The organism is Amycolatopsis pittospori, assembly GCF_013870525.1.
GTDB classification, from domain to species: domain Bacteria; phylum Actinomycetota; class Actinomycetes; order Mycobacteriales; family Pseudonocardiaceae; genus Amycolatopsis; species Amycolatopsis pittospori.
Genome location: NZ_JACBXD010000023.1, coordinates 1 through 26,681 on the forward strand (window position 1 = coordinate 1; position 26,681 = coordinate 26,681).

General features: G+C 69.3%; 27 protein-coding genes, 1 pseudogene and 1 riboswitch. Of the genes and pseudogenes, 13 read left to right on the plus strand and 15 right to left on the minus strand.

The annotated features are described in order from the left end of the window. The 3 genes and pseudogenes from H5J31_RS39860 to H5J31_RS15265 all read left to right on the plus strand — a co-directional run. Positions 1-151, plus strand: a pseudogene (locus H5J31_RS39860) (sirohydrochlorin chelatase); the annotation flags it as partial. Between the two features lie 194 nt (positions 152-345). Beyond that, positions 346-969 (plus strand): cyclase, encoded by a 624-nt coding sequence (locus tag H5J31_RS15260; RefSeq protein WP_181773228.1) that lies wholly within the window; start codon positions 346-348, stop codon positions 967-969. Between the two features lie 76 nt (positions 970-1,045). Further along, positions 1,046-1,819, plus strand: coding sequence for an enoyl-CoA hydratase-related protein (locus tag H5J31_RS15265; protein ID WP_181773229.1), 774 nt, complete (start codon positions 1,046-1,048; stop codon positions 1,817-1,819). Here H5J31_RS15265 and H5J31_RS15270 read toward each other — a convergent pair. Genes H5J31_RS15270 through H5J31_RS15280 form a run of 3 tightly spaced genes read right to left on the minus strand, consistent with a single transcriptional unit; the run spans position 1,816 to position 2,872 of the window. Further along, on the minus strand, positions 1,816-2,175 hold the full coding sequence (locus H5J31_RS15270) for a barstar family protein (RefSeq protein WP_181773230.1): 360 nt from the start codon (positions 2,173-2,175) through the stop codon (positions 1,816-1,818). The two genes, H5J31_RS15265 and H5J31_RS15270, sit on opposite strands and share 4 nt — an antisense overlap. After that, entirely contained in the window at positions 2,172-2,657 is a 486-nt protein-coding gene (locus tag H5J31_RS15275; RefSeq protein ID WP_181773231.1) for a ribonuclease domain-containing protein, read from the minus strand. The genes H5J31_RS15270 and H5J31_RS15275 overlap by 4 nt, the downstream gene beginning before the upstream one ends. An 11-nt stretch (positions 2,658-2,668) precedes the next feature. Beyond that, complete coding sequence (locus H5J31_RS15280) at positions 2,669-2,872, minus strand: hypothetical protein (protein ID WP_181773232.1); 204 nt, start codon at positions 2,870-2,872, stop codon at positions 2,669-2,671. A gap of 60 nt (positions 2,873-2,932) precedes the next feature. Between H5J31_RS15280 and H5J31_RS15285 the strand changes: the two genes are divergently transcribed. From H5J31_RS15285 to H5J31_RS15295, 3 genes are all read left to right on the plus strand, one after another. Beyond that, positions 2,933-3,898, plus strand: coding sequence for a zinc-binding dehydrogenase (locus H5J31_RS15285; protein ID WP_181773233.1), 966 nt, complete (start codon positions 2,933-2,935; stop codon positions 3,896-3,898). Between the two features lie 183 nt (positions 3,899-4,081). Further along, entirely contained in the window at positions 4,082-5,125 is a 1,044-nt protein-coding gene (locus H5J31_RS15290) for an alpha/beta fold hydrolase (RefSeq protein ID WP_181773234.1), read from the plus strand. Positions 5,126-5,205: 80 nt separating this feature from the next. After that, positions 5,206-6,684, plus strand: a complete 1,479-nt coding sequence (locus H5J31_RS15295; protein ID WP_181773235.1) for an amino acid permease — start codon at positions 5,206-5,208, stop codon at positions 6,682-6,684. Here H5J31_RS15295 and H5J31_RS15300 read toward each other — a convergent pair. Next, the gene (locus H5J31_RS15300) at positions 6,659-7,708 is read right to left on the minus strand and encodes an NAD(P)H-dependent flavin oxidoreductase (RefSeq protein WP_181773236.1); all 1,050 of its coding nucleotides are present in this window, start codon (positions 7,706-7,708) and stop codon (positions 6,659-6,661) included. The genes H5J31_RS15295 and H5J31_RS15300 overlap by 26 nt on opposite strands. Positions 7,709-7,862: 154 nt before the next feature. Between H5J31_RS15300 and H5J31_RS15305 the strand changes: the two genes are divergently transcribed. The 3 genes from H5J31_RS15305 to H5J31_RS15315 all read left to right on the plus strand — a co-directional run bounded on the left by H5J31_RS15305 (position 7,863) and on the right by H5J31_RS15315 (position 10,710). Next, complete coding sequence (locus tag H5J31_RS15305) at positions 7,863-9,626, plus strand: family 20 glycosylhydrolase (RefSeq protein WP_181773237.1); 1,764 nt, start codon at positions 7,863-7,865, stop codon at positions 9,624-9,626. An 83-nt stretch (positions 9,627-9,709) separates the two neighbouring features. Then, complete coding sequence (locus H5J31_RS15310) at positions 9,710-10,243, plus strand: hypothetical protein (protein ID WP_181773238.1); 534 nt, start codon at positions 9,710-9,712, stop codon at positions 10,241-10,243. A 20-nt stretch (positions 10,244-10,263) separates the two neighbouring features. Further along, the gene (locus H5J31_RS15315) at positions 10,264-10,710 is read left to right on the plus strand and encodes a pyridoxamine 5'-phosphate oxidase family protein (RefSeq protein ID WP_181773239.1); all 447 of its coding nucleotides are present in this window, start codon (positions 10,264-10,266) and stop codon (positions 10,708-10,710) included. Between the two features lie 51 nt (positions 10,711-10,761). On the opposite strand, the gene lepA is transcribed toward H5J31_RS15315, so the two are convergent. Next, positions 10,762-12,600 (minus strand): translation elongation factor 4, encoded by a 1,839-nt coding sequence (lepA, locus tag H5J31_RS15320; RefSeq protein ID WP_181773240.1) that lies wholly within the window; start codon positions 12,598-12,600, stop codon positions 10,762-10,764. Between the two features lie 113 nt (positions 12,601-12,713). Between lepA and H5J31_RS15325 the strand changes: the two genes are divergently transcribed. Next, positions 12,714-13,301, plus strand: a complete 588-nt coding sequence (locus H5J31_RS15325; RefSeq protein ID WP_181773241.1) for a class I SAM-dependent methyltransferase — start codon at positions 12,714-12,716, stop codon at positions 13,299-13,301. A gap of 8 nt (positions 13,302-13,309) precedes the next feature. On the opposite strand, the gene H5J31_RS15330 is transcribed toward H5J31_RS15325, so the two are convergent. Next, on the minus strand, positions 13,310-13,684 hold the full coding sequence (locus H5J31_RS15330; RefSeq protein WP_181773242.1) for a VOC family protein: 375 nt from the start codon (positions 13,682-13,684) through the stop codon (positions 13,310-13,312). 23 nt (positions 13,685-13,707) lie between these two features. Beyond that, the gene (locus H5J31_RS15335) at positions 13,708-14,613 is read right to left on the minus strand and encodes an EamA family transporter (protein ID WP_181773243.1); all 906 of its coding nucleotides are present in this window, start codon (positions 14,611-14,613) and stop codon (positions 13,708-13,710) included. Positions 14,614-14,942: 329 nt separating this feature from the next. Between H5J31_RS15335 and rpsT the strand changes: the two genes are divergently transcribed. After that, positions 14,943-15,203, plus strand: a complete 261-nt coding sequence (gene rpsT / locus H5J31_RS15340; RefSeq protein ID WP_181773244.1) for a 30S ribosomal protein S20 — start codon at positions 14,943-14,945, stop codon at positions 15,201-15,203. A gap of 56 nt (positions 15,204-15,259) precedes the next feature. Here the strand turns inward: rpsT and holA are convergent, their stop codons facing one another. Further along, complete coding sequence (gene holA / locus H5J31_RS15345; RefSeq protein ID WP_181773245.1) at positions 15,260-16,243, minus strand: DNA polymerase III subunit delta; 984 nt, start codon at positions 16,241-16,243, stop codon at positions 15,260-15,262. Between the two features lie 135 nt (positions 16,244-16,378). Further along, positions 16,379-16,511: riboswitch (SAM riboswitch) on the plus strand. Positions 16,512-16,523: 12 nt separating this feature from the next. On the opposite strand from holA, the gene thrC reads away from it, so the two are divergent. After that, on the plus strand, positions 16,524-17,789 hold the full coding sequence (gene thrC, locus H5J31_RS15350) for a threonine synthase (protein WP_181773246.1): 1,266 nt from the start codon (positions 16,524-16,526) through the stop codon (positions 17,787-17,789). 18 nt (positions 17,790-17,807) lie between these two features. On the opposite strand, the gene H5J31_RS15355 is transcribed toward thrC, so the two are convergent. From H5J31_RS15355 to nadD, 7 genes are all read right to left on the minus strand, one after another. Then, positions 17,808-20,213 carry a ComEC/Rec2 family competence protein gene (locus tag H5J31_RS15355; RefSeq protein ID WP_181773247.1) on the minus strand — a complete coding sequence of 802 codons (2,406 nt, stop codon included), beginning with the start codon at positions 20,211-20,213 and terminating at the stop codon, positions 17,808-17,810. Then, entirely contained in the window at positions 20,210-20,932 is a 723-nt protein-coding gene (locus tag H5J31_RS15360; RefSeq protein WP_181773248.1) for a helix-hairpin-helix domain-containing protein, read from the minus strand. Before H5J31_RS15360 ends, H5J31_RS15355 begins: the two co-directional genes overlap by 4 nt. A 147-nt stretch (positions 20,933-21,079) precedes the next feature. Beyond that, positions 21,080-21,925, minus strand: coding sequence for a DegV family protein (locus H5J31_RS15365; protein ID WP_181773249.1), 846 nt, complete (start codon positions 21,923-21,925; stop codon positions 21,080-21,082). 10 nt (positions 21,926-21,935) lie between these two features. Next, entirely contained in the window at positions 21,936-22,664 is a 729-nt protein-coding gene (gene octT / locus H5J31_RS15370; RefSeq protein ID WP_181773250.1) for a diglucosylglycerate octanoyltransferase, read from the minus strand. Between the two features lie 3 nt (positions 22,665-22,667). Further along, complete coding sequence (locus H5J31_RS15375; RefSeq protein WP_181773251.1) at positions 22,668-23,282, minus strand: histidine phosphatase family protein; 615 nt, start codon at positions 23,280-23,282, stop codon at positions 22,668-22,670. Beyond that, a complete protein-coding gene (gene rsfS / locus H5J31_RS15380; protein ID WP_181773252.1) occupies positions 23,279-23,683 on the minus strand; it encodes a ribosome silencing factor in 405 nt (134 codons plus the stop codon). Before rsfS ends, H5J31_RS15375 begins: the two co-directional genes overlap by 4 nt. Before the next feature lie 54 nt (positions 23,684-23,737). Beyond that, positions 23,738-24,337 (minus strand): nicotinate-nucleotide adenylyltransferase, encoded by a 600-nt coding sequence (nadD, locus tag H5J31_RS15385; protein ID WP_181773253.1) that lies wholly within the window; start codon positions 24,335-24,337, stop codon positions 23,738-23,740. A gap of 161 nt (positions 24,338-24,498) precedes the next feature. Here nadD and H5J31_RS15390 point away from each other — a divergent pair, with 161 nt between their 5' ends. After that, the gene (locus H5J31_RS15390) at positions 24,499-26,604 is read left to right on the plus strand and encodes a RecQ family ATP-dependent DNA helicase (protein WP_181773254.1); all 2,106 of its coding nucleotides are present in this window, start codon (positions 24,499-24,501) and stop codon (positions 26,602-26,604) included. The last annotated feature ends 77 nt before the right edge of the window (positions 26,605-26,681 follow it).

Consider the following 26,681-nt stretch of genomic DNA (forward strand, 5'->3'; position numbering starts at 1 on the left):
CGCGCCCGGCCTGCTGCCGGACCGGATCGCACGGCTGGCCCGCGAAGCCGATCCGTCGGTGATCGTCGCCGGACCGCTGGGCCCGGATCCGCGGATCGCCGGGCTCGTCCTGGAACGCTACGACGTCGCGGCCGCCCAGCTCGCCGCCTGATTCATCGTCGCAGTAGACCGCCTTCGTCCCGTTCGGGCGCTTGATGCCGATCTTCGGTGGGTCTCGTTCCCAGTTCCGTGACGCCCCGCGTATGGGAACGGCCATTTCTTGACGACTTACTTAACTTGCCGGTAACTCTCTAAGCGCTGCGCAGCTCGGTTTCTCTCCCCATCGAACCCTCAGGTAGGTGGAATATGAAGGCTGCCCTCCGTGCCCTCGTCTGTGCTTCGGCCGCGATCGTCCCGCTCATCGGTCTGGCCACCCCGGCTTCGGCGGCGACCACCGTCGTCTTCGACTGCGAGGCGAAGCCCCCGCTCGTCGGCAACCAGTACCTCAAACTGAACCAGGACGCCGACGTCACCGCCCCGGCCACGATCGCGCCGGGTGCCGCACTCGACATCGTCATCGACCCGGCGGCCAACACCGTCCCGGCCGAGGTCAGCGGCTACCAGGTCAAGCACATCAAGGACTTCGCCCTGAAGATCCCGATCCCGGCCAACTCGAGCTGGGTCGGCGCCGACCTCTCCGGCGGCTCCGGCATCGGCTCGACCCCGCCGAAGATCACCGTCTCCGGCAGCGTCGCGACGTTGAGCTTCCCCGGCCCGATCGCGGGCGGGTCGACGTTCGAACTGCCGACCGTGACCGCGCACCTCACCGCGGGCTCGTCCGGCACCATCGAGACGAAGCTGGCGGGCAGCGGCTACGGCGACCCGGGCCTGACCTTCACCGCGGTCGTCAGCGCGGGCTTCGAGGTCTCGGCGCCGACGTCCTGTTTCCCCAACCCGAGTCCGACCTTCACCACGACGACGATCGGCTGAACCGTGCCTGCGCCACCCTCCCCGGGGTGGCGCAGGCCACCTGCCCGGTCCGACCTCGCTGTGCGAAGGTGTGGCCATGGCTGACGAACTGGTGCACTACGACGTGGTGGGCGGCACCGCCACGATCACCTTGGACTCCCCGCACAACCGCAACGCGCTCTCCGCCCAGCTGCGACGCGAGCTGAGCGAATCGCTCGACAAGGCGCAGGCGGACGACGCGGTCCGGGTCATCGTGCTCACCCACACCGGGCCGGTGTTCTGCGCCGGGATGGACCTCAAGGAGGCCCGGGGCGCCGGTGCCGGCGACCAGGGCGTCAACGAGTTCCCGAAGATCCTCGAGCAGCTGTGGACCAGTCCCAAGCCCGTCGTGGCGAAGCTGGCCGGGCCCGCGCGGGCCGGTGGAATCGGCATGGTGGCCGCGACCGACATCGCCGTCGCCGTCCACGAAGCGACCTTCGCCTTCTCCGAGGTCCGGATCGGTGTCGTGCCGGCCGTCATCTCGCTGACCGTGCTGCCCCGGCTCAACGCCCGTGCCGCGCACGAGCTCTTCCTCACCGGCGACACCTTCGACGCGAAGCGGGCCGTCGAGATCGGTCTGCTGAACTCGGCCGTCACGGCGGACGAACTCGACGGCGAGGTCGCCCGCTACGTCAGGGCTCTCGCCCTCGGCGGCCCGAAGGCGCTCGCGGCGACGAAGGAACTGCTCAGCAGGCCTCGCCCGGCGACCCCGGGCGAAGGCTTCGAGGCCATGAACAAGCTGTCCGCCGGCTTCTTCGCGAGCGAAGAGGGCCAGGAGGGCATCACGGCCTTCGCGCAGAAGCGCAAGCCGAACTGGGTCCCGGAGGCCTAATCCGGCAGGACGACGGTGAGGCGCCGGGAATCCGATCGGTCACCGGTCGGCCCCAGCGCCCGCTGCGCGTCGGAAAGCACACTCCGGACGGCCAGGTACGCCTTGGGATCGCGGTCCTTGAGCACCGATGAGCCGGACCAGATCAGCACGTGCTCACCCGGCGGCAGCCACGACAGGTCCGTGAGGCAGTCGTAGAGCGCGTCGAGATTCTTCCCGAAGTAGTCGGGGAACGACAGCGCCTCCGCGATCGCGTCGAGCGTGGAGGCCTTGTCGACCATCTTGCCGCCGTCGATCGGATGCGGATGCGCACCTCGCGCGAAGGCCTTTTCCGCCTCGCTCTTCTCCGCCGCGCTCATCGGTTGGTGTCCACTACGACGAAGGACTTGTAGTGGTCCTCGGTGTAGTACAGCTCCTTCGCCGAGCCGGTCACCAGCCGCCTGGCCCCTCGGTCCGGGCTGCCCGGTGTCTTGACCGTGTATTCCCGGTAGTAGCCGGAGTCCTTGGCGGGCAAGACCTTCTCCCGGTTCTGGAAGAGGACGTCGTCGTTGCGCGGATACGGGTACGGCCCGCCCGCCTTGATGAGGCGCCAGGTGTCGGACGCCTGCGGGGGAAGTCCGGTGAGCGGTTTGACCTGGAGCCCGGACTCCTCGCCCGCGACCTTGCCCTTGGCCCGGCTCGCCCCGGCCTCGCCGGACGGCCCGGCGGAAGCGGACGAACTCGCCGGAGCCGAAGAGTTCTTCGTGTCGTCACCGCTGATGCCGTCCTTGACGAACCAGCCGGCGAGCACCAGCACGATGAGGCCGATCAGGGCGGCGGTGATCCGCCTACGGTTGAACATGGTGCGCCAGCTTAGGAGGACCGGTCGGGGCCGTCGGCATCGCGGGCCGCGCCGAAGAGCCGGGCGACCTTGCCGAAGACCGTGTCGAGCACCCACGCGGCACCGAGGCACAGCGGCACCACGACCACCATGACCAGCACGAACTGTACGGGGAACGCGGCTTGTGCGAGCCACAGCTCGACGCCGTCCCACCAGTCAGCAAGCCCGTTGAACACGTCTGTGAGCCTACGCTCGCGCCCACTGCCACCGCCGGTCAGGCCATGTAGGTTGCTGACATGTTCGCCGTTTACGCTTCCGAACCCAACGCCGAAAAGCCGCTGGACTCGCTCGTGATCGGCGAGCGCCCCGAGCCTGACGTGCCTGAAGGCTGGGTGCGGGTCTACGTCAAGGCCGCCAGCCTCAACATGCACGACCTGTGGACGCTGCGCGGCGTCGGCATCAAACCCGAGCAGTTCCCGATGATCCTGGGCTGTGACGGCGCCGGCACCCTCGACGACGGCACCGAGGTCGTCCTCCACTCGGTGATCAACGCCCCGGGCTGGCAGGGCGACGACACCCTCGACCCGAAGCGCTCCCTGCTGACCGAGAAGCACCAGGGTTCCTTCGCCGAGCAGGTCGTCGTCCCGGCTCGCAACGTCGTGCCGAAGCCGGCCGGCCTGACCTTCGCCGAAGCCTCGACCATGGGCACGGCCTGGCTGACGGCCTACCGGATGCTCTTCGTGAAGTCCGGGCTGCGGCCGGGACAGACGATGCTCGTCCAGGGCGCCTCCGGCGGCGTCTCGACGGCACTCGTCCAGCTCGGGCGTGCGGCCGGTTTCCGGGTTTGGGTGACCGGGCGTAGCGAAGAAAAGCGTGCGCTGGCGGAGAATCTCGGCGCACATCAGACCTTTGAGTCCGGCGCGCGGTTGCCCGAGCGGGTCGACGCGGTCTTCGAGACGGTCGGCAAGGCGACCTGGTCGCACTCGGTGAAGTCGCTCAAACCGGGCGGGATCATCGTCGTCTCCGGCTCCACCAGCGGTCCGGATGCTCACGCGGAGTTGCAACGTGTGTTCTTTCTGCAACTGCGCATCGCGGGTTCCACGATGGGGACCAGGGACGAATTGACCGATCTCCTCGCTTATCTGGAGCTCACCGGCGTCCGCCCGCAGATCGGTGCGGAATTGCCGTTCTCGGAAGCGGAAACCGGGTTTAAGAACATGCTCGACGGGGAAACCTCAGGCAAGGTGGTTTTCACGCATTGATCGGAGGGGTGTTTTCTCCCCCTCGCTGCGATCAAGCGCGCACATCGGCGCACGTCCGCGCGGTCCACGCAGGTCAAGCAGTGATTTTGCGGTCTTGTCAAGTGTCAAGAATGTTATGACTTGGCGAGCTTTTCACGACCAAAGTTCGACCAAAATCCGACCTCTCGTGGTTAACCTTGAACCATGACCGCAACGCAGCGGCCCGAACCGGCGGACCCGGGGGGCCGGACCACCACCGAAACCGACCCGATCCGCGTCTCTTTCCGGCGCTATGCCGGTGTCCGCACCAGAGTCCTCGAAGTCGGGCCGCAGCCGGTGGAATCCACCGACCGCGCGCCCCGCCGGGTGCTCGGCAAGCGGACGGCCGCGCGCGGGCACGCCAAACCGACGGCACCGAGGCTGGTGCTGCTCCACGGTTACTGCGACAGCGCCGACACCTGGCGCCCGGTTCTGGAACTGCTCGCGGCCGCCGGGATCCCGGCGGTCGCGGTCGATCTACCGGGCTTCGGTGACGCACAGCCACTGCGGCCGGGCCCGATGCTGCCGCAGCTGGACGCCTTCGCCGCGGCCGTCATCAAGGAACAGGCCGTACTCGGCACGGTCGTGCTCGCCGGCAACTCGCTCGGCGGCACGATGAGCCTGCGCGCCGCCGAGAACCACCGGCTGCCGGTCGCCGGCGTGGTGTCGATCGCCGCGCCCGGTTTCGTGGACAGCTGGCTGATCCGCACCGTGGCCCGCTATCCGCTGCCGCTGCGGATGTACTCGGCCCTGCCGCTGCCGATCCCCGGCTTCCTCGTGCGCGCCGTCGCCGAGCAGGTCGTCCCCCGGCTGCTCTACGCCGACGCCGCCGCCGCGGACGCCGGGCAGGTACGCCGGTTCACGTCGCTGTTCCCCGACTACCGCTCCACCACCAGCCGGCTCGAACAAGCGAGGCAACTCGTCGAAGAGCTGGCGGACGCGTACCGGCTCGAAGCGGTCCGTGTCCCGCTCCTGGTGGTCGTCTGCGGCAAGGACAAGCTGGTCAGCGCCGCCTCCGGACGGCAGCTGCACGCGCTGGTCCCGCACAGCAGGCTGATGGTCCGCGAAGACTGGGGCCACTGCCCCCAGCTCGACGACCCCGTCGAGATCTCGGAGCTGCTGACCTACTTCTCCGCCAGCGCGTCCAGGCCCGCGAAGATCGCGTCGCGCATGGCGGCCGAAGTGAGCGAGGACACCGTCGCCGGATAGGTGCGATCTCCCGTCTGCCAGTACGGTGCCATTCGGACTGTGACCCAGTCCGAAGGGCACGAACCTGTTGGGAGACGACGATGTCCGCACCGCGCAGCCTGGGCTCGGGATCCGGGGTATTCCGCCGCAAACCGATCGAGCAGATCCAAGAACTCAGTGACGGCGGCGGTGGGCTCCAGCGCACGCTGGGTCTGCGGCAGCTGACCGCGATCGGCGTCGGCGGCATCATCGGCGCGGGGATCTTCTCCCTGGCCGGCGCGGTCGCGAACGAGACGGCCGGCCCCGCCGTGCTCATCTCGTTCCTGATCGCGGGGATCGCCAGCGCGGCCGCGGCGTTCTCCTACGCCGAGTTCGCCGGGCTGATCCCGCGCGCCGGATCCGCCTACACCTACGGGTACACCGTGCTGGGCGAGATCGTCGGCTGGTTCATCGGCTGGGACCTGCTCCTGGAGTACACCGCGATCGTGGCGGTGGTCGCGATCGGCATCTCCGGCTACTTCAACGAGTTGCTGGGCTATCTCAACATCGACCTGCCGACCTGGATGCTGGGTGCTCCAGGCACCGAAAAGGCCGGCGTCGAGGCGGGGTCCTACAAGATCAACCTGTTCGCCGTGCTGCTGTGCCTGCTGATCGCCTTCATCCTCAACCAGGGCATGAAGAACGCGGCCCGGTTCGAGACGCTGCTGGTCTACCTGAAGGTCGGCCTGGTCCTGCTGGTGATCGTCGTCGGCGTCTTCCACATCAACACCGACAACTACTCGAACTTCTTCCCGTTCGGCCTCAGCGGCGCGTTCACCGGCGCGGCGACGGTGTTCTTCGCGGTCTTCGGCTACGACGCCATGTCCACCGCGGCCGAGGAATCGACCGACTCCCAGAAGCACATGCCGAAGGCGATCATCTACTCGCTCGCCATCTCGATGGTGCTCTACGTGATGGCCTGCCTGGTCCTGACCGGGATGGTCAACTACAAGGACATCGACAGCGAGGCCGCGTTCTCCAGCGCCTTCGCCGGTATCGGGATGAAGTGGCTGGGCCTGATCATCGCGGTCGGCGCGATCATCGGTATCACCACGGTGCTGTTCACCTTCCTCATGGGCGCGAGCCGCGTCGGCTACTCGATGAGCCGGGACGGGCTGCTGCCCAAGTGGTTCAGCAAGACCCATCCGGTGCGCAAGGTGCCGAGCCGGATGACCTGGGTCCTCGGCGTCGCGTCGGCGCTCATCGCGGGCCTGCTGCCCATCGGCGAAGCCGCCGAACTGACGAACATCGGCATCCTGCTCGCGTTCGTCGTCGTCTGCATCGCGGTGATCGTGCTGCGCTACAAGCAGCCGGACCTGCCGCGCACCTTCAAGACCCCGGGTATGCCGGTGGTGCCGATCATCGGCGTCGTCTTCTCGATCTGGCTGATCACGTTCCTGAACCCGGAGACCTGGCTGCGGTTCGGGATCTGGTTCGCCATCGGCCTGATCATCTACTTCGCCTACAGCCGCCGTCACTCCGCGATGAACGCGAACAACGGCGACGCGAAGCAGGTCAGCGGAGACGACTCAAACGCGTAACGGCTTCGCGGGCTTCGGTCTGGAGGCGGTCGACGATCGCCGCCGCCGGACCGGAGCCCGCGAGTTCGTAGGTCTGTCCGGCGTAGAGGGACATGACCTCGGGATCCCCCGCCTTCCCCGCCGCGGCGCGGACCGGTTTGGTCAGGTTGTTGACCTCCGGATACGCCGACGGAGCGGTGGCCGAGAACTCCGAAACCGCGCGATTGACCAGCGCGCGGGCGGGACGTCCGCTGAACGCCCTGGTGAACGCGGTCGGCCTGCCACCGTCTTCCAGTGCCTGCCGGTGCCCGGGCTGCGTCCCGGCCTCGTCCGCACGCAGGAACGCGGTACCCAGCTGGGCCGCGACGGCCCCCGCCGCCAGTACCGCGGCGATATCGGCGCCGTGCACCAGACCGCCGGTCGCGACGAGCGGCAACTCCGTCCGCGCCGAAACCAAGCGAAGCAGGCTGAGCACGCCGTACTGCGCTCCCCCGCCTTCGGCTCCCGGTTCGTCGGTGAAGGTCCCTCGATGCGCTCCGGCTTCGAATCCCTGGACCACGAGCGCGTCCGCTCCGACCGCCACGGCCCGGTCCGCCTCCGCCGGGCTGGTGACGGTGACCGCCACCTTGCCGCCGTTGGCCTGCAGCCGTTCGACGTCCTCGGACGAAGGCGTGCCGAAGGTGAAGGAAACCACCGGCACCTTCCGCTCCAGGACGACTTCCAGTTTCGCGGCGTACGCGTCGTCGTCCCACTTCGGTTCGCCAGGCTCGACGCCGTAGCGGTCCGCCTCCGCGCGCCAGCGTTCGATGTGCCCGCCGAGGTCCGCCTCGGTGGCTCCGCCCGGGACGAACAGGTTCACACCGAACGGTTCACCGGTCAGCTCGGCCGTCTTGGCTATCCGGTCCTCGAGGGCATCGGCGCTGAGGTAGCCGCCGGAGAGGAAGCCGAAACCGCCCGCCGCGGTCACCGCGGCCACGAGCTCGGGAGTGGTCGGCCCGCCCGCCATCGGAGCCGCGATCACCGGGAAACGCAGTTGCTCGAACACGAATCCGACGATAGTCCTCCGTCGGCGACACGGTATGTGACGTTCGAGTCACTCCCAGGTTCCTCCCTGGTGGTCTAGACCTTTAAGCCGGAAAATGCGACGATCGGACCAGTCGTGACGCGGGTCACGTCTCTCCCGTCCCCAGGAGGCCCTGGTGAAGACCTTGAGAGCGCGCCTGAGTCGCGCCTTCGTCGGGGTGGCGCTGCTCGCCGGCGTCACCACCGCTGCCGCCCCGGTCGCCGACGCGGCGACCCCGCCGCTGCAGTCGATCGTCCCCGTTCCGGTCTCGGCCCAAGCCGTCACCGGCTCCGACCACTCCCTGACCGCGAACACGAAGATCTACACCCAGGCCGGTTCGGCGCCGGCCAAGGCCGTCGGCGACTACCTCGCCGAGGTCCTGCGCAAGTCCACCGGCTTCGCCCTGCCTGTCTCCGACGCCCCTTCGGGTACGCCTGCCGACGGCATCTCGCTCCTGCTGTCCGGCGCCAACCCGAGCGTCGGCGACCAGGGCTACCAACTGAACTCGACGTCCGCTTCGGTCATCCTGCGCGCGACGACGGCACAGGGCCTCTTCGGCGGCGTCCAGACGCTGCGGCAGTTGCTGCCGGGCAAGGTCGAGAGCCCGACCGTGCAGGCGGGCCCCTGGACGATCCCGGGCGCGAACATCCTCGACTACCCGCGGTTCGCCTATCGCGGCGCGATGCTCGACGTCGCCCGGCACTTCCACCCCGTGGCGAGCGTCAAGCGGTACATCGACCAGCTGGCGCAGTACAAGATCAACAATCTGCACCTGCACCTGGCCGACGACCAGGGCTGGCGGATCCAGATCGACAGCTGGCCACGCCTGACCACCTACGGCGGCAGCACCCAGGTCGGCGGTGGCGCCGGCGGCTACTACACCAAGGCGCAGTACACCGAGATCGTGAACTACGCGGCTTCGCGGTTCATCACGGTCATCCCCGAGATCGACATGCCGGGGCACACCAACGCCGCCCTGGCCTCGTACGCCGAGCTGAACTGCAACAACACCGCGCCGCCGCTGCGCACCGACACCGCGGTCGGCTACAGCTCGCTGTGCATCTCGAAGGAGATCACCTACACCTTCGTCGCTGACGTCATCCGGGAGGTCGCCGCGCTGACGCCCGGCCCGTACTTCCACCTCGGCGGTGACGAGGCGCAGGCCACCAGCGACGCGGACTACCGCACCTTCATGAACCGCGTGCTGCCGATGGTGGCGGCCAACGGCAAGCAGGTCGTCGGCTGGCACGAGATCGGCAAGGCCACCCTGCCCGCCACGGCCACCCCGCAGTTCTGGGGCACGACGACGTCCAGCACAGAGGTCTCGAACGCCGTCGCCCGCGGAAGCAAGGTGATCCTGTCCCCGGCGAACAAGGCGTACCTGGACATGAAGTACAACTCCAGCACGCCGATCGGGCTCTCCTGGGCGGGCTACATCGAGGTCCAGGACGCCTACAACTGGAACCCGGGCGCCTACCTCTCCGGCGTGCCCGAATCGGCCGTCCGCGGCGTCGAATCCCCGCTGTGGACCGAAACCGTGGTGACCCCGGCGAACATCGACTACCTCGCCTTCCCGAGGCTCCCGGCGCACGCCGAACTCGGCTGGTCGCCGTGGTCGACGCACGACTGGAGCGTCTTCCGGGTCCGCCTCGGCGCGCAGGCCCAGCGCTGGCAGGCGCAGGGAATCGGCTACTACGCGTCGAGCCAGGTGCCCTGGGAAACCGGCTCCACCAACCCGGGCACCTGCTCACTCCCCGCCTGGGACCGCGCTTCCGTCTACACCGGCGGAGCGACCGTCTCCCACAACGGGCACAAGTGGACGGCGCAATGGTGGACTCAAGGCGAGGAGCCCGGCGCGGGCGGCCAATGGGGCGTCTGGCGCGACAACGGCACCTGCTGATCACCGCCGGGGCCGGTGGGATTCGCAGAAAACCACCGGCCCCGGCCGTCTTCTCTTAGGCTTTGCGGCATGGGGTTTTTCCGGTGAAGGCCCGAAGACGCCGCTTCGCCATTCACGAGATCGGCGGTGCGATCTTCATCGGCGTGGGCCTCCTCATGTCCATCGCCTACGTGACCGCACTGGCCGAGAGGCAAGACGTTGGTTCCCCGCTCTACGTGGCGCCGTTCCTGCTCTTCTGGCTGGCGATGAGCTGCTGGATTGCCGCGCCCGTCGTTTTCCAGCGGCCGGGCGGGATCCTGATCCGACTGGACGGCCATCTCTATAGCTGGCGGCGTATCGCATGGGACGACATCGCTGAATTCGTCGTGATCTCGAAGACCGATGACTTCGGAACCGGCCGTCCGATCCTCGTCGTCGAGCTCCGCGACGGCCGCCGGGTCGTGACGGGACTCCAGGGTTGGGGAACCCGGCCCGTCTCCTCCTGGTCGGACGGAGACGAGTCCCATCCCGGTCTCTTCTGGCAACCCGCGCCGAAGTTCGATCAGACCGTCAGGGCACTCCGGACCTCGCTGGCGACCCATCGAACCGGCGGCCGTTCGTCTCCCGCGGACGGCTGACCGAGCGCTACGGTGGGTCCATGGCCGCTGATCTCGAACTGGTTCGCACTCTTTCCTTGCGTGAAAACGGACTCGCGACCGTCGCGACGGTTCGCGCGGACGGCACCGTGCACTCGTCGGTGGTGAACGCCGGAGTCGTCGAAGACCCGGTCACGAAGGCGTTGGGGATCGGCTTCGTCGCGATGGGCGGAGTGAAGAAGCTCGACCTGTTCCGCCGGGCGGGCCACGCCACGATCACCTTCCGCCGAGGCTGGGAATGGGCGGCGGTGCAGGGCACCACCCACCTCATCGGCCCGGACGACCCGGACCCGGACTTCGACCCCGCCGGACTCCCCCGGCTGTTGCGCGACGTCTTCATCGCGGCGACCGGAAGCCATGACGACTGGGACGAATACGACCGCGTGATGGCCGCCGAACGTCGCGTCGCCGTCTTCGTCACGGCGAACCGCGTCACCGGCAACCGCTGACACGAAAAGGGCCGCCCGAAGCGTTGCCGGGCGGCCCTTTTCGTGGAAAACCTACTTCTTCTTGCCGTTGTCCTCAGTGGACAGTGCGGCGACGAAGGCCTCTTGCGGAACCTCGACCCGGCCGACGGTCTTCATCCGCTTCTTGCCTTCCTTCTGCTTTTCCAGCAGCTTGCGCTTACGCGAGATGTCACCGCCGTAACACTTCGCGAGCACGTCCTTGCGGATCGCGCGGATGGTCTCGCGGGCGATGATCCGGGCGCCGATGGCGGCCTGGATGGGCACCTCGAAGTTCTGCCGCGGGATCAGTTCGCGGAGCCGGTTCACCATGCGGTTGCCGTAGTTGTAGGCGTCGTCCTTGTGCACGATCGCGGAGAACGCGTCGACACCCTCGCCCTGCAGCAGGATGTCCACCTTGACCAGGTCTGCCGCCTGCGAGCCCGCCTCTTCGTAGTCCAGCGACGCGTAGCCGCGCGTACGCGACTTCAGCGTGTCGAAGAAGTCGAAGATGATCTCACCCAGGGGGAGGTTGTACCGCAGTTCGACCCGGTCTTCGGACAGGTAGTCCATGCCGAGCAGCGAGCCGCGCTTGTTCTGGCACAGCTCCATGATCGTGCCGATGAACTCCGACGGCGCCAGGATGCTCACCTTGCTGACCGGTTCGAGCACCTTGTCGATCTTGTTGCCGGTCGGCCAGTCCGACGGGTTGGTGACGTGGATTTCCTTGCCGTCGTCCAGCACGACGTCGTAGACCACGTTCGGCGCGGTGGAGATCAGGTCGAGGCCGAATTCGCGCTCCAGGCGGTCACGGGTGATCTCCAGGTGCAGCAGGCCGAGGAACCCGCAACGGAAGCCGAAGCCGAGCGCCACCGACGTCTCGGGCTCGTAGTCCAGCGCGGCGTCGTTGAGCTGGAGCTTGTCCAGGGCCTCACGCAGCTCGGGGTAGTCCGACCCGTCCACCGGATACAGTCCGGAGTAGACCATCGGCTTCGGCTCGCGGTAGCCCGCGAGAGCCTCCTTCGCGCCCTGACGCTCGGACGTCACGGTGTCGCCGACCTTGGACTGGCGGACGTCCTTCACACCGGTGATCAGGTACCCGACCTCGCCGACGCCGAGCCCCTTGCTGGCCTTGGGCTCCGGCGAGATGATCCCGACTTCCAGCAGCTCGTGCGTGGCACCGGTGGACATCATCTTGATCCGCTCGCGCGGGGTGATCTTGCCGTCGACGACCCTGATGTAGGTCACGACGCCCCGGTAGGTGTCGTACACCGAGTCGAAGATCATCGCGCGCGCCGGAGCGTCCGCGTCACCCTGCGGAGCGGGCACCTGCTTCACGACCGCGTCGAGCAGATCACCGACCCCCACACCGGTCTTGGCGGAGACGCGCAGCACATCCGACGGCTCGCAGCCGATGATGTGCGCGATCTCGGCGGCGTACTTGTCCGGGTCCGCGGACGGCAGGTCGATCTTGTTCAGCACCGGGATGATCTGGAGGTTGTTCTCCAGCGCGAGGTACAGGTTCGCGAGGGTCTGCGCCTCGATCCCCTGCGCCGCGTCGACCAGCAGGACGGCACCTTCACACGCTTCGAGCGCGCGAGAGACCTCGTAGGTGAAGTCGACGTGGCCGGGGGTGTCGATCATGTGCAGGACGTGGTCCTGACCGTCGACCTTCCAGGGCAGGCGCACGTTCTGCGCCTTGATGGTGATCCCGCGTTCCCGCTCGATGTCCATCCGGTCGAGGTACTGGGCTCGCATGGCCCGTTCCTCGACCACGCCGGTGAGCTGCAGCATGCGGTCGGCCAGGGTCGACTTGCCGTGGTCGATGTGCGCGATGATGCAGAAGTTCCGGATGAGCTCCGGGGGCGTGAAGGTCGTGTCGGCGAACGTCGTCAACGGGTTTCCTCGCGAAGGTCGGGGTGTGCCACCTCTATGCTCCCATGCCGCTCCGGGTGCGAGTGGGGGTCATCCCCGATGCGGCCCGTGGTGAGCTGTGGTGCCCTCGAAGTATGAGTAATTCACTGACCCAGATGCTCGACAAGACGTTCGGCCATCCCAGGGGACTGCTCGGCCGGTTCGGCGGCTTGGCGATGGCGCACGGCAACGCCGCCACCGAACTCAGAGTCGTCGAACTGGCGTCGATCGCATCCACCGAAACCGCCCTCGTCGTGGGCCCCGGCCCAGGTGTCGGCCTGCAGGCGGCCGCCGAGCGCGCCGGTCGCGCCATCGGCGTCGACCCGTCCCCGGAGATGCTCGCCCGCTCCCGCCGCCGGTGCGGCGAAGCCGTGGAGCTGCGGCGCGGGGCCGCGGACTCCACGGGAGAGCCGGACGAGAGCGTGGACGTGGTCCTCACCGTCAACAACGTGCAGCTCTGGGAAGACCGGACGGCAGGCTTCGCCGAGCTGTTCCGGGTGCTGCGCCCGGGCGGCAGGCTGCTGCTGTCCTCGCACGAGAAGTGGCTGCCGGTGTCCCGGCACGAGCTGGCCGACGAAGCGGCCGCCGCCGGCTTCGTCGACCTGCAGACCTGGACCTGGGAACCGCCGGGGTTCGGCGCGTCCCTCGCCGCTCAGCTGCGCGCGGTCAAACCCTCCGTCTGACCCGCGGCCTAACGCGGGTCCGTGCGGAGCGGATGCTCGCGCGGTACTTCGACCAGCACGATCCTGGTGCCGTCCGGGTCGGCGATCCACGCCTCGTCCAGGCCCCAGGGTTCACGTCGCGCTTCGCGGACCGGGTCCACGCCCTTGGCGGCGAGCTCCTCAAGCGCCGCGGGCAGGTCCCTGACCTGGAGCCAAAGGACGACGTCGGGAGTCGGACCGGTCTCCCCGGTCCCCACGATCTCGATCGACCCGTTCCCGGCGAAGAACACCGTCCCGCCGGGGAACTCCTTGTCGATCGCCAGGCCCAGGGTGTCCCGATAGAACGCCGTCGACACGTCGTTGTCCTTCGGGTGGATCAGCACCCTGCTGCTCAGCACGTCCATGACTCAATCCCTACCGGATGCGTTCAGGCCATCGCAATCGCGGTGATGCCCGCCAGGACGACCACCGACCCGGCCAGCCTGCGGACGGCGTTCGCCTCCCTCAGGACCAGCCAGGCGGCCAAGCCGCCCAGGACGATGCTCAGCTCCCGCGCGGGAGCGACGAGGCTCACCGGGGCGATCTGGAGGGCGTAGAGCACCAGCAGGTAAGCGACCGGTGAGAGCAGACCCACGATGAGGACTTCGCGCTTGTGCTCACGCCAGAGCCACGAGACCTCCTCACGGTCCTTCAGCGCGTACGGCGCCATCAGCAGGCTCTGCACGATCGCGCCGGTTCCGAAATAGACGATCGGCGGAACGCCGAGACCGGTGACCGAATGCGCGTCCCACAGCGTGTAGCCGGCGATCGTCACCCCGGTCAGGAGTCCGTACACCACCCCCTTGCGACGAGCCGAGCGGTCGGCGGCGTCGGCGCCCGCCGGGGACCGCCCGGTGCCGATGACCAGCACCCCGGCGATCACGAGGAACGCCCCCACCAGGCCGAGTGGCCCGGGCCGCTCACCGAGCAGCACCACGGCCGCGAGCACCGAGATCAACGGCCCGGTACCGCGCGCGAGGGGGTAGACGACGGAAAGATCACCGACGGCGTACCCACGCTGGAGGACCACCCCATAGGTGACGTGCAACACCGCCGTGACCGCGGCGGCGAGCAACCACGTCCACTGTGGACGATGCGGCTCGATGGCCAGCGAAACCACCATGACAGGGATGAGCAGGACCGCCGAGAGGCTGTAGTACGCCCAGACGAACCGGGCTCCGCCGCGACGGATCCGTTTGGCGGCCAGGTTCCAGCCCGCGTGGATGACGGCGGCGGCGATGACGAAGGACAAAGCGGTGGCGTTCACAACGGACCTTTCACGTCCTCCGCGCATGCGGAAAACGGGGTCCTCCAGGCTTTTGTCCCGTCAGATGAACGGCGGCGCTTCCGGCCCCGCCGATGGTGCCGCTCGGACCGGTCCCCCCTGCCCTGATTGTGTGTTTCCCGAACGGGCAGGCGGCGGAACCCTAGGCACTACGATCTTCACCGTACCGCAGCCGCCCACCCGGAGGCGGCCGCGATCCGCCCCGGCACGGCTGTTAAGCTGGGCCCTTCGTCGCCGTGTGGCATTCCGTCATGGAGGAAACCCGCGCCGCTTTCGAGCGCGCAGGGCCGGTATAGCGCGGTGACGAAACCACCGAGAGATTCAAGAGGAGCGCCCCCGTGGCCAACATCAAGTCGCAGATCAAGCGCATCACCACCAACGAGAAGGCGCGTCAGCGTAACCAGGCGATCCGGTCCTCGGTGAAGACCGCGATCCGCAAGTTCCGCGAGGCCGCCGACTCCGGCGACAAGGCCAAGGCCCTGGAACTGCAGAAGGACGCGGCCCAGAAGCTGGACAAGGCCGTCTCCAAGGGCGTCCTGCACGCCAACCAGGCCGCCAACAAGAAGTCCGCGATCGCGAAGCGCGCGAACTCTCTCTGATCGGCTTTCGAAAAGGGCCCCGGCGACGCGAGTCGCCGGGGCCCTTTTCCGTCAGGTCAGCGGCTCGTGCCGTGAGCCTCGACGACCTGGAGGACAGCGCGTTCGAGCGCGTACTCCGGATCGGCCGCCACGCCTTTGACCTCGGCGTTGAGCCGGGCGACGATCCGCATCGCGGTGGCGAGGCCGTCCTGCCCCCAGCCCCGGGCCTGGCCCTGCGCCTTGCGCACCTTCCACGGCGGCATCCCCAGCTCACCCGCCATCTGGTTCGGGTTCCCGCGCCCCGCGCCGGACACCCGCGCGATCGTGCGGACGGCATCGGCGAGGGCGTCCGCGACCAGTACGTGCGGGACTCCCAGCTGCATCGCCCAGCGCAGCGACTCCAGTGCCGCCGTCCGGTCCCCCGCGACGGCCTTCTCGGCGACGGCGAACCCGTTCACGTCCGCGCGGCCCCGGTGATAGCGGCGCACGGCCTGCTCGTCGACCGTCCCGCCGGCGTCCGCGACGAGCTGGGTCGCGGCCGACGACAGCTCGCGGAGGTCCGAGCCGACGGCGTCGATCAACGCGAGCACGGCCGCGCCGTCGATCTTCCCGCCCACCCGGCGGACCTCGTTGCGGACAAAGGATTCCCGTTCAGCGGGCTTGGTCAGTTTCGGGCATTCGACGATCTCCGCCCCGGCCTTCTTCAGCGCACCGGGCAACGCCTTCGCGGCTTTGCTCCGGCCACCTCCGCTGTGCACGACGACGAGCACGATGCCGTCCGCGGGCGCCTTGATGTAGGCCATCACCCCGTCGGAGAGCTCCTGCGAGATGTCGTGCGCGGAGTCGAGGACGATGACCCGGCCTTCGGCGAACAGTGAGGGGCTGACCATCTCCGCGAGTGCGGGAACTGTGAGGTCCGACACCCGGATCCGGGTGAGATCCGCCGTCGGATCGGCCGCTTTGGCCGCGTCCGAAGCGGAGCGGACCGCGCGTTCGATCAGCAGCTCCTCCTCACCGAGGACCAGGACCAGCGGCGATGGGGCGGAAGCTTGCGTCGTCACGGTGACGATCCTGCCATTCCTCCTCTCGTGTGCTTTGTCCGGTGATGTGTTCCGGGCACGGTGGCCCCACGCGAGCCCCATGTCGTACGGTGTTAGCGAGGCGACGCGATCTTGCGCGTGCCGACAATCGAATACCGCTCATCCAGAGGGGCAGAGGGAACGGCCCGATGAAGCCCCGGCAACCGGCGTCAGCCTGTCATCCCGCGATCGCGGGGTAGCTGACGATCACGGTGCCAATTCCGGCCCGCCTCGGCGGGGCAGATGAGGAAAGGACCTCGCGATGACCGCAACCCTCGGCACGACCTCCACCACCAAGACCCCGGATCTCGGACCGGCCGTCGAACTGGTGTCGAAGGAAGAGGGACACCGGCAGCCGCTCGCCCCGGAATTCGTCTCCGCCGAAGACTTCTCACCGCTCGAGGTCGCCTACGACTTCGGCCGCGTGCGCCGCGAAGACATCGAAGCCGGGCCGAAGAACATCTGGCGCTACAAGAAGCTCCTCCCGGTGCCCTCGAACGTCGAAGAGATCCCCAACACCGAACCCGGCGCCACCCGGCTCATCCAGGCCGACAGGCTCGCGAAAGCGCTGGGCGTCAAGAAGGTCTGGGTCAAGGACGACACCGGTAACCCGACCCACTCGTTCAAGGACCGCGTGGTCGCCGTCGCTCTCGCGGCCGCCCGCGAGTTCGGGTTCGACGTACTCGCCTGTCCGTCGACCGGCAACCTGGCCAACGCGGTCGCCGCCGCGGCGGCCCGCGCCGGCTGGCGGTCGGTCGTGCTGATCCCGAAGACCCTCGAGCGCGCCAAGATCCTCACCACCGCCGTGTACGACGGCGACCTGATCGCGGTCGACGGCAACTACGACGACGTCAACCGGCTCGCCACCCAGCTCGCCGCCGAGCAGGAGAGCTGGGCGTTCGTCAACGTGAACGTCCGGCCCTACTACTCCGAAGGCTCCAAGACGCTGGCCTTCGAGGTCGCCGAGCAGCTCGGCTGGCGGCTTCCCCAGCAGATCGTGGTGCCGATCGCCTCCGGTTCCCAGCTCACCAAGGTGGACAAGGGTTTCCGCGAGTTCGGTCAGCTCGGCCTCGTCGACGAAACGCCGTACAAGGTGTTCGGCGCGCAGGCCACCGGCTGCTCTCCCGTCTCGGCCGCGTTCCGCGCAGGTCACGACGTCGTCCAGCCGGTCAAGCCGGACACGATCGCCCGCTCGCTGGCGATCGGCAACCCGGCCGACGGCCCCTACGTCCTCGACGTGGTGAACCGCACCGGCGGCTCGATCGAGGACGTCACCGACGAAGAGGTCGTCGAGGGCATCCGGCTGCTCGCTCGCACCGAAGGCGTCTTCACCGAGACCGCCGGCGGCGTCACCGTGGCGACGGCCAAGAAACTCATCGAGACCGGCAAGCTCAACCCGGACGAGGAGATCGTCCTGCTGATCACCGGCGACGGCCTCAAGACCCTCGACGCAGTCGAGGACAAGGTCGGCCCGAAGGCCACCGTCAGCGCTTCGGCCGACGCGGTCCGCGAAGCACTCGGCATCTGAGTTCCCGCCCGGCCCGCCTCAGGAACGAGGCGGGCCGCGGGGCTCACCCCTGCGGACCAGGGCGAGACCTCGCGTGTCCGAGACGACAGCGGTGTCCCCGTCCGTGTCCGTCCTGGCGATCGACGCGCCGACGGCCGTCAGATTGTCCAAAGTGGACTTGTTCGGATGGCCGTAGGTGTTGCCGGCGCCGACGCTCACCAACGCCACCCGTGGTGCGACGGCGTTGAGGAAATCCGGTGCCGTGTAACGGCTTCCGTGATGCGGCACCTTGAGGATCCCGGCGTGCAGGTCCGCGCCTTCGGCCATCAGGTCGGCCTGCGCGGCGAGTTCGACGTCACCTGTCAGCAGCATCCGGCCCGCCGGGGTCCCGGCACGCAGGACCACCGAACCGTTGTTGATCACCGTGCCGTCCTGTTCGACGGCCGATCGCCGCGTGACATAGCGCGGCCCCAGCACCTCCAACGAGAGCCCCGGCCAGTCCAGCCGTTGCCCGATCCCCAGTTCCAGCAAGGGAATACCGCGACGTGCGGTCTCGTCGGCGACCTGCTGCCACGCCCACGCGGGTGCCCGGCCCGGCCCGACGGCGACCGCCCCGACCGAGCGGCCTTCGAAAACGGACTCGAGACCGCCGATGTGGTCAGCGTGCAGATGGCTCAGCACGATCAGCGGCACACGGTCCACACCGAGCCGGCTCAGACACTCGTCGACCGGCCCCGGCTCCGGACCGGTGTCGACCAGTACCGCCCTCCCCTGCTCCGCCGTGGCGAGAACGACAGCGTCTCCCTGCCCGACATCGCAGGCGACAGCGCTCCATGACGCCGGTGGCCACGCCGGGGCCAGTACCCGCACCGGGACGAAGACGAGCAGGCCACCGGCCAAGGCGATCGCCAGCAGGATCCTCGCGTGGTGCAGCCGGACGGCGATCAGCAGCACCACGAGCAACGCGGCCGCCAACAGCCCGCCCCACCAGCCACCCGGCCAGTCCACGACGGCTCCCGGCGCCCGGGCGCCGTGGCGGGCCACCGTGATCAGCCAGCTCGCTTCGGGCTCGGTGAGACGGACCAGCGCTCTGCCCGCCGACGGCCACCACGGTCCGACGACGGTGGCGAGCACGCCGAACACGGTGGCCGGGGCGACCACCGGCGCGGTGAGCAGGTTGGTCACCACCGAGACGAGACTGACCGTCCCCGCCATACCCGCGATGACCGGTGCCGTCATCACGAACGCGGCCAGCGGGACGGACAGTCCCTCGGCGTAGCCGGACGGAACGCCGCGCGCGACCAGCCACTCGGCCCACCTCGGCGCCAGCAGTACCAGCCCGGCCGTGGCCAGCACCGACAGCGCGAAACCGAAGTCGGCGGCCATCGCCGGGTCGACGATGACGAGTCCGGCCACCGCGAAGGCCAGTGCGGGCAAAGCCGAACCCCGCCGCCCCAGGGCGAGCGCCAGCAGCCCGACGGCCCCCATCACCCCGGCGCGGAGCACGCTGGGCGCGGGCCCCGCGAGGACCACGAACCCCGCGAGCCCCGCCGCGGCCGCGGCGGCGGACGTCCGCGGACCGACCCGGAGTGCCCTCAGCAAGAGAAGGATCGAGCCGCAGACGATCGCCACGTTCCCACCGCTCACGGCCATCAGATGGGACATGCCGGAATCCGTGAATTCCCGCTCGACCCTCGGGGACAGTGTGCTCGTGTCCCCCACGACCAGTCCGGGCACGAGACCGGCCTGCTCCTCCGGGAGGACGGCGCACAACTCCCGGAGCCCGGCGCGCAGCGATTCCGCGGCTCGCTGCCACCAGGGCACCGGCCCGAGGCCTGACGGCGGCCCTCGCACCGAGAGGACCGCGACCGTCAGTTCCGCCCCCTTGGAGGGGGCCAGCCGGCCGGAGGCGGTGGCCTGCTGCCCGGGCAGCAGGCCGGTCCACCCCTCGCCGGGAGCGAGCAGGAGGATCCGGCCGGCCGAATCCACCGCTCCCTCCCCTGTGGCCACGGCGTCCACCGTCGCGGCGACGACCACCAGGCGGGTACCCGCCTGACGATCGGCGTATCCGGCGCCGCGGACCGGACGTGGCCGCTCGGTGACCACCACCCTCACCGTGGCCTCGGTCCCCCGTGCGGCGGCGGCACGGAGGTCGTCGTGCTCGGCGGCCCGGATCCGCAGCGCCACCGGGCCGGCGGTGAGCACCCCGAGGACCGCCAGGGCACCCAGACCGGCCACCCACCGGGACGCCCGCCGGTGGGCACGGACGCCGAGGGCGATCGCGAGCACCACGGCGGCCGCACCGCAGAGCATCGTGATCCACCAGCCGCCGAGCAGCCCGGAAAGGGTGCCGAGCCAGGCCGTCGCCGCGGCCGGTATCAGCCGCAGGTCTTGACCTCGCCACGACGCGGTGTCCATTTCGGACGGATCGGCGGACGGGTTCATCCGACGGACACCAATTCCCGGACTTTTTGGAACTTGCTTTCGCCGATCCCTTCTACGTCACGGAGTTGCTCGACCGTCGTGAACCCACCATGCCCGGACCGCCAGTCGACGATGCGCTTCGCCATCACTTCGCCGACCCCGGGCAGGGTGTCGAGTTGCTCGGCCGTGGCCGTGTTCAGGTCGAGCTTCCCCGGTGGTGTTCCCGGACCCGCCGCGGCGGGTCCGGGAACACCGACGGCCACCTGTTCGCCGTCGGTGAGCCGCCTGGCCAGGTTCAGCCCGGTCAGATCCGTTCCGGGCTGTGCCCCACCGGCCGCCGTGAGGGCATCGGCGACCCGTGCGCCCGAAGGGATCGTGACCAGGCCGGGGTTGCGTACCCGGCCGACGACGCTGACCACCAGAGGCGCTTTGGCCGCCGCGGCGGGGGCGTCTCCGGCGGCCTTGGCCGACGGCAGGGGCGGCGGGGTCTCCGCCCCTGGCCGGTGTCCGAACAAGGCGACCGAGCCGATCACGATCGCGGCCACCGCGATCAGGACGGCCGCCACGGCGAACCACCGCCGTTTCACCGGGATCCCGTCCGCCGTGAACCGGGTGGGCACCCAGCGGCGTACGAGCCTGCCCGCGGGCGGGCCCTGGGTGGGCGGCGCCAGCTGCGCGGTCAGCCACGCCAGCCTGGCGTTGGCGGAGGAGCCCGGCGATCGGGCGGTCTGGTCGAACACGTGATCGACGTTACGGAGCGGGGGCGGCGGGCGGCAGTGGCGAATCCCGGGGCTGTGGACAAGTGGGGTGTTGTGGACAACTCGGCCCCGGCCGACACCGGATCGCCGGTTTCCGTCGGGGCCGTATGGGACGCTGGCGGTTTTGTCCTAGCCCGCCCGCTGGATCACGACGCCGAGCACGCCGGGGCCGGTGTGGGCCCCGATGACGGCGCCGATCTCCGACACCACGCATCCTTCCGGGCAGCTGATCGACTCTTCGAGACGATTAGCCAGTTCGACGGCACGCTCCGGCGAGGCCAGGTGGTGGACGGCGATGTCGGCGAGTCCGCCGTCAGCCGCCTTCACCGCGAGTTCGACCAGTCGCGCCACCGCGCGATTCATCGTCCGGACCTTTTCCAGCGGCTGGATCTTGCCTTCGGACATGTGGAGCACGGGTTTCACCGCGAGCGCCGTGCCGAGCAGGGCGGCCGCCGGGCCGATCCGGCCGCCGCGTCGCAGGTATTCGAGGGTTTCGACGGCGAACAGCGTCTCCGAACGACTCACCGCGTCGACCGCGGCCGCTTCCACCTCCGCCGGATCGGCCCCGTCCGCGGCCGCGCTCGCCGCGCGCAGGGCGGCGAAACCGAGCCCCATCGCGGTACTCCGCGAATCGACCACGCGCACCTTGTCCGGGCCGACCTCCTGCGCGGCGAGCACCGCCGCCTCCCAGGTCCCGGACAGTTCGCGGGACAGATGGACCGACACGACGGCGTCCGCGCCCTCGGCCAGCGCCGCGCGGAACTCCTTGACGAACTCGGCGGGGGTCGGCCGGGACGTCGTCACCATGCGTCGTTTGCCGAGTGCTTCGGCCAAGGCGGCGGGGCCCATCTCGACGCCGTCGAGGAAAACGACGCCGTCCACGAGGACGTGCAACGGGACCACCCGGATCCCGTTCCGTTCGGCGAAGCCTTCCGGCAGGTGGGCGGTGGAATCCGTGACTACGGCGACCGACACGGCAGCCAGCCTACGTTGCCGCGGGGCGCGGCAACGGAGCCATAAGGCGGGCCATTTCCGCGCCCACGGCGGCATGTCCTTCCCAGCCCCAGTGCATCCCGTCCGGATTTCCCCGGCCGCTCAGCACGTGCTCGCCGACGACGGCTTCGAGATCGAGAAGGGGGACGTCCGCGCGACGTCCCCAGTCGGCGTAGGCCGCGGCGGCGCCGGCACGGGCGGTATGGACGCGGCCGTACGAGTCGGATCGGTGCACGGACGGCAGCATGCCGAAGATCGGCAGTTCCGGCCGCAACACTCGCAGGGCTCCGACGGCTTCGTCGAGGTAGCGGACGGTCAGCTTCGCCGGAAGGACCGCCGGACGCCCCCGGAAGGCGACGGCGAGCCGCGGCTGCGCGGCCAGATACGTCTTGCGCACCACCCGCCGCAGCGGATCGGGCCGCAGATAGCGCAGGCCGGTACGCAGATAGGTGGGCAATGGCGAAGGCAGCGTGTCCATGCTCCCGACCGCCAGCACCACGGCGTCGGCGTGATGGAGATCGGCCCAGACACGCGGGTCCCCGGTCAGGGACCACCAAGCGTCCCGAGCCGTCCAGCCGAACCCGGCCACGAGGTCGGCGGTACCGCCGCCGAGTGCCTTGGCCGCGATGTTGGGCCACAGGCGCGCGTCGTCGGCCGCGAGCGGGCCTTCCGGGCCGTGGAAGCTGAGGGAGTCACCGAACACGAGCAGGCGCGGAGCCATGAATCAGCCGGTGATTCCCGCGTTGTAGGCGGCCAGTCGCCAGTTCCCGTCGCGGCGGGTTAGCTCGACCCAGTGACAGTTCGCGATCCCGCCCAGGACCGGCCAGGACGAGACCGGCAGGCGGAGCAGCTTCGCGGTCAGGGCGATGATCAGACCGCCGTGCGTGGCCAGCAGGACGGTGTCGCCTGCCGCGGAGTTGGGCTGGTCGAGGTCGGCGACGACCTCCAGCGCGCGTTCGGCGACGTCGACCCGCGACTCGCCGCCGGGCGGGGCCCAGGTCGCGTCGACCCGCCAGTGCGCACGTTCGCCGGGGTAGGCCTCGTCGACCTGCTGGCCGGTGAAGCCCTGCCATTCACCCAGATGGGTTTCCCGAAGGCGTTTGTCGATGCGCAGCGGGACGCCGATGGCCTCCGTGAGCACGGTGGCCGTGTCGGTCGCGCGGCGCAGATCCGAGGCGATCACCAGATCCGGCGAGAACCTGGCGAGCGCGGGCACGGCGAACCGGGCCTGGTTCCAGCCGACCGGCGTCAGCGCGGAGTCCAGATGCCCTTGCATCCGGCCCGCCGCGTTGTAGTCGGTCTCGCCGTGGCGCCAGAGCACCAGCCGCCGCGGACTCACGAGGCGCCTTGCGCGTCGGCGGGGTCCTCCTCGGCGGGTGTCTCCAGACCGGCGACCTCGATCCGCGGGCAGTCCTTCCAGAGCCGCTCGAGACCGTAGAAGGAGCGTTCCTCCTGGTGCTGGACATGGATGACGACGTCGACGTAGTCCAGCAGGACCCAGCGGCCCTCACGGGCGCCTTCGCGGCGGACCGGCTTGTGCCCGCCGAGCCGCAACTGCTCCTCGACGTTGTCGACGATCGCGCCGACCAGGCGTTCGTTGGGCGCGGACGCGATCACGAAGGCGTCGGTGATCACCAGCTGGTCGGACACGTCCAGCACGACCACGTCGCTCGCCTTCTTGTCCGCCGCCGCATGGGCGGCCGCTACGGCCAGCTCTCGTGCCTCGGACGTGGCTGTCACAGTTCTCCTTAACGGATGTCTTTTCTCGCAAGTGCGCCCGACGAGGGTACCTGGTCAGGCACCGCGGCCTTTGCGATAGAGGTCCTTTTTGGCGATGTAGCGCACCACACCGTCGGGCACGAGGTACCAGACGGGTTCCCCGCCTTCGACCCGCTCGCGGCAGGCGGTGGACGAGATCGCCATCGCGGTCACCTCGACCAAGCTCACCTTCCCGCTCGGCAGATGCTGGGAATTGAGCCGGTACCCCGGCCTGGTGACGCCGATGAAATGCGCCAGGTCGAACAGCTCGTCGGCGTTGCGCCAGGTGAGGATCTGTTCGAGCGCGTCGGCGCCGGTGATGAAGAACAGCTGATCGTCCGGATACTCCGCGCGCAGGTCGCGCAGGGTGTCGACGGTGTAGGTCTGGCCGCGGCGGTCGATGTCGACGCGACTGACCGAGAAGACCGGGTTGGACGCCGTCGCGATGACGGTCATCAGGTAGCGGTCCTCGGCGCGGGTGACCACGCGGTCGGACTTCTGCCACGGCTGGCCGGTGGGCACGAAGATGACCTCGTCGAGCGCGAACCGTGACTGGACCTCGCTGGCCGCGACGAGGTGCCCGTGGTGCACGGGGTCGAAGGTGCCGCCCATGACCCCGATCCGGCGTGGTGACATGGGTCGTGAGCCTATACACCGGCGGAGCGGTCCCGCTCGGGTCGCCGGACCCACCGACCGGTGGTGATCTGGGTCACATTACAGTCGGTTCCCTGGATGAACGGTCCGTTCACGAGATGCCGATCGAGACTTCGTCGGTGGCATGGGGTAGAGGTGGGAACGTGGACACATCGACTCTCCGGGACCGCGCCGAAACCCTCCTCCGGGCGCTGGCGGGCGATGGCGCCCGGCTGCGTGACGACCAGTGGACGGCCATCGAGGCGCTGGTCGCACACCGCCGTCGCGCGCTCGTCGTGCAGCGCACCGGGTGGGGGAAGTCCGCGGTCTACTTCCTGGCCACCGCGCTGCTGCGAGAACGCGGCGAGGGCCCGACCGTGATCATCTCGCCGTTGCTCGCGCTGATGCGGAACCAGATCTCCGCGGCGGCGCGGGCGGGCATCCACGCGGCGACGATGAACTCCGCGAACCCGCAGGAGTGGGATCAGGTCCAGGCCGCGATCGCGGCGGGCGAGGTCGACGTCCTGCTGGTCAGCCCGGAACGGCTCAACAACCCCGATTTCCGGGACACGGTCCTGCCGAAGCTGACCGCGAGCGCCGGCCTGCTCGTGGTCGACGAGGCGCATTGCATCTCGGACTGGGGCCACGACTTCCGGCCGGACTACCGGCGGCTGCGGACCCTGCTGAAGGATCTGCCCGAGGGCGTCCCGGTGCTCGCCACCACCGCGACGGCGAACGACCGGGTGGCCACCGACGTCGCCGAGCAGCTCGGCATCGGCAACGGCGGCGACACCCTCGTCCTGCGCGGCACTCTGGACCGCGAAAGCCTCCATCTGTCGGTGGCCAAGCTGCCGACGTCGCAGGCCCGGCTCGCGTGGCTGGCCGAGCACCTGGAGGAACTGCCGGGGTCCGGGATCATCTACACGCTCACCGTCGCGGCCGCGCACGACGTCGCGGGGCTGCTGACGGAGCGCGGCTATCCGGTCGCCGCGTACACCGGGAAGACCGATCCGGCGGACCGGCAGGCGGCCGAAGACGATCTGCTGAACAACAACGTCAAGGCCCTGGTCGCCACTTCGGCGCTGGGCATGGGTTTCGACAAGCCGGATCTCGGATTCGTCGTCCATCTCGGCGCCCCGTCCTCACCGATCGCGTACTACCAGCAGGTCGGCCGCGCCGGACGTGGTGTCGATCGCGCCGAGGTGATCCTGTTGCCCGGCCATGAGGACAAGGACATCTGGGCGTACTTCGGCTCACTGGCCTTCCCGGACGAGCTGCGGGTGACGCAGGTGCTCAACGCGCTCGCCTACGCCGACCGTCCACTGTCGACGCCCGCTCTCGAACCCTTCGTCGAACTGTCACGATCACGACTCGAGATGGTCCTCAAGGTGCTGGACGTCGACGGCGCGGTCCGCCGCGTGAAGGGCGGCTGGGAAGGCACCGGCGAGGAATGGCGCTACGACAAGGAACGTTACGCACGGGTCAGCGCGGCGCGGACCAATGAGCAGAACGCCATGCTCGCCTATCTCGAAACCACCGGCTGCCGGATGGAGTACCTGCGGCAGCAGCTGGACGATCCCGAAGCGGTGCCCTGCGGCCGATGCGACAACTGCACCGGAAAGCATTGGGACACCACGATTTCCGACGACGTCGTCGACGCCACCCGGCAACGCCTTCGCCGGCCGGGGGTCGAGGTCGCACCGCGGAAGATGTGGCCGACCGGGATGGCCGGACTGGACGTCCCGCTCTCCGGGCGGTTGCCGGCGGGCGATCAGGCCGAGACCGGCCAGGTCGTCGGCCGGGTGACCGACGTCGGCTGGGGCACCCGGCTGCGTGAACTCGTCGGGACGTCCGCGGCGGACGCCGAGCTTCCCGATCCGGTCTTCCAGGCGTGCATCGAGGTACTCAAGGGCTGGCAATGGACGGAGCGCCCGGTCGCGGTGGTGGAGGTGCCGTCCGCCACCCGGCCGCGGCTCGTCCACAGCCTGGCGACGAAGCTGGCGTCGATCGGACGGCTGGAGTACCTCGGCGCCATCGCCTCGGCGGGTCCGCCCCCGCGTCAGGCGAACAGCGCGCAACGGCTGGCCGACCTGTGGCAGCGGCTCAGCCTCCCCGAGGACCTGGCCGCCCGGGTCGCCGCGGCCGAAGGGCCGGTCCTGCTGGTCGACGATCTGATCGACACCGGATGGACCATGACGCTGTCGGCGCGTCTGCTGCGCCAGGCGGGCGCGCGGAGCGTCCTGCCGTTCGCCCTCGCCAGCACCTCGTGAATCCGGGGCCGTAAACCGATCCCGGCATTCGACAGGTTCTTTCCCGCACGAGGACTTTCTGGCAAGGTTCCGTCCAC

Bases quoted from the DNA above. Each gene is read 5' to 3' on its own strand.
- H5J31_RS15260 (WP_181773228.1), top strand. From the start codon at position 346: ATGAAGGCTGCCCTCCGTGCCCTCGTCTGTGCTTCGGCCGCGATCGTC.
- H5J31_RS15265 (WP_181773229.1), top strand. From the start codon at position 1,046: ATGGCTGACGAACTGGTGCACTACGACGTGGTGGGCGGCACCGCCACG.
- H5J31_RS15270 (WP_181773230.1), bottom strand. From the start codon at position 2,175: ATGAGCGCGGCGGAGAAGAGCGAGGCGGAAAAGGCCTTCGCGCGAGGT.
- H5J31_RS15275 (WP_181773231.1), bottom strand. From the start codon at position 2,657: ATGTTCAACCGTAGGCGGATCACCGCCGCCCTGATCGGCCTCATCGTG.
- H5J31_RS15285 (WP_181773233.1), top strand. From the start codon at position 2,933: ATGTTCGCCGTTTACGCTTCCGAACCCAACGCCGAAAAGCCGCTGGAC.
- H5J31_RS15290 (WP_181773234.1), top strand. From the start codon at position 4,082: ATGACCGCAACGCAGCGGCCCGAACCGGCGGACCCGGGGGGCCGGACC.
- H5J31_RS15295 (WP_181773235.1), top strand. From the start codon at position 5,206: ATGTCCGCACCGCGCAGCCTGGGCTCGGGATCCGGGGTATTCCGCCGC.
- H5J31_RS15315 (WP_181773239.1), top strand. From the start codon at position 10,264: ATGGCCGCTGATCTCGAACTGGTTCGCACTCTTTCCTTGCGTGAAAAC.
- H5J31_RS15325 (WP_181773241.1), top strand. From the start codon at position 12,714: ATGAGTAATTCACTGACCCAGATGCTCGACAAGACGTTCGGCCATCCC.
- H5J31_RS15330 (WP_181773242.1), bottom strand. From the start codon at position 13,684: ATGGACGTGCTGAGCAGCAGGGTGCTGATCCACCCGAAGGACAACGAC.
- H5J31_RS15335 (WP_181773243.1), bottom strand. From the start codon at position 14,613: ATGCGCGGAGGACGTGAAAGGTCCGTTGTGAACGCCACCGCTTTGTCC.
- thrC (WP_181773246.1), top strand. From the start codon at position 16,524: ATGACCGCAACCCTCGGCACGACCTCCACCACCAAGACCCCGGATCTC.
- H5J31_RS15355 (WP_181773247.1), bottom strand. From the start codon at position 20,213: ATGAACCCGTCCGCCGATCCGTCCGAAATGGACACCGCGTCGTGGCGA.
- octT (WP_181773250.1), bottom strand. From the start codon at position 22,664: ATGGCTCCGCGCCTGCTCGTGTTCGGTGACTCCCTCAGCTTCCACGGC.
- nadD (WP_181773253.1), bottom strand. From the start codon at position 24,337: ATGTCACCACGCCGGATCGGGGTCATGGGCGGCACCTTCGACCCCGTG.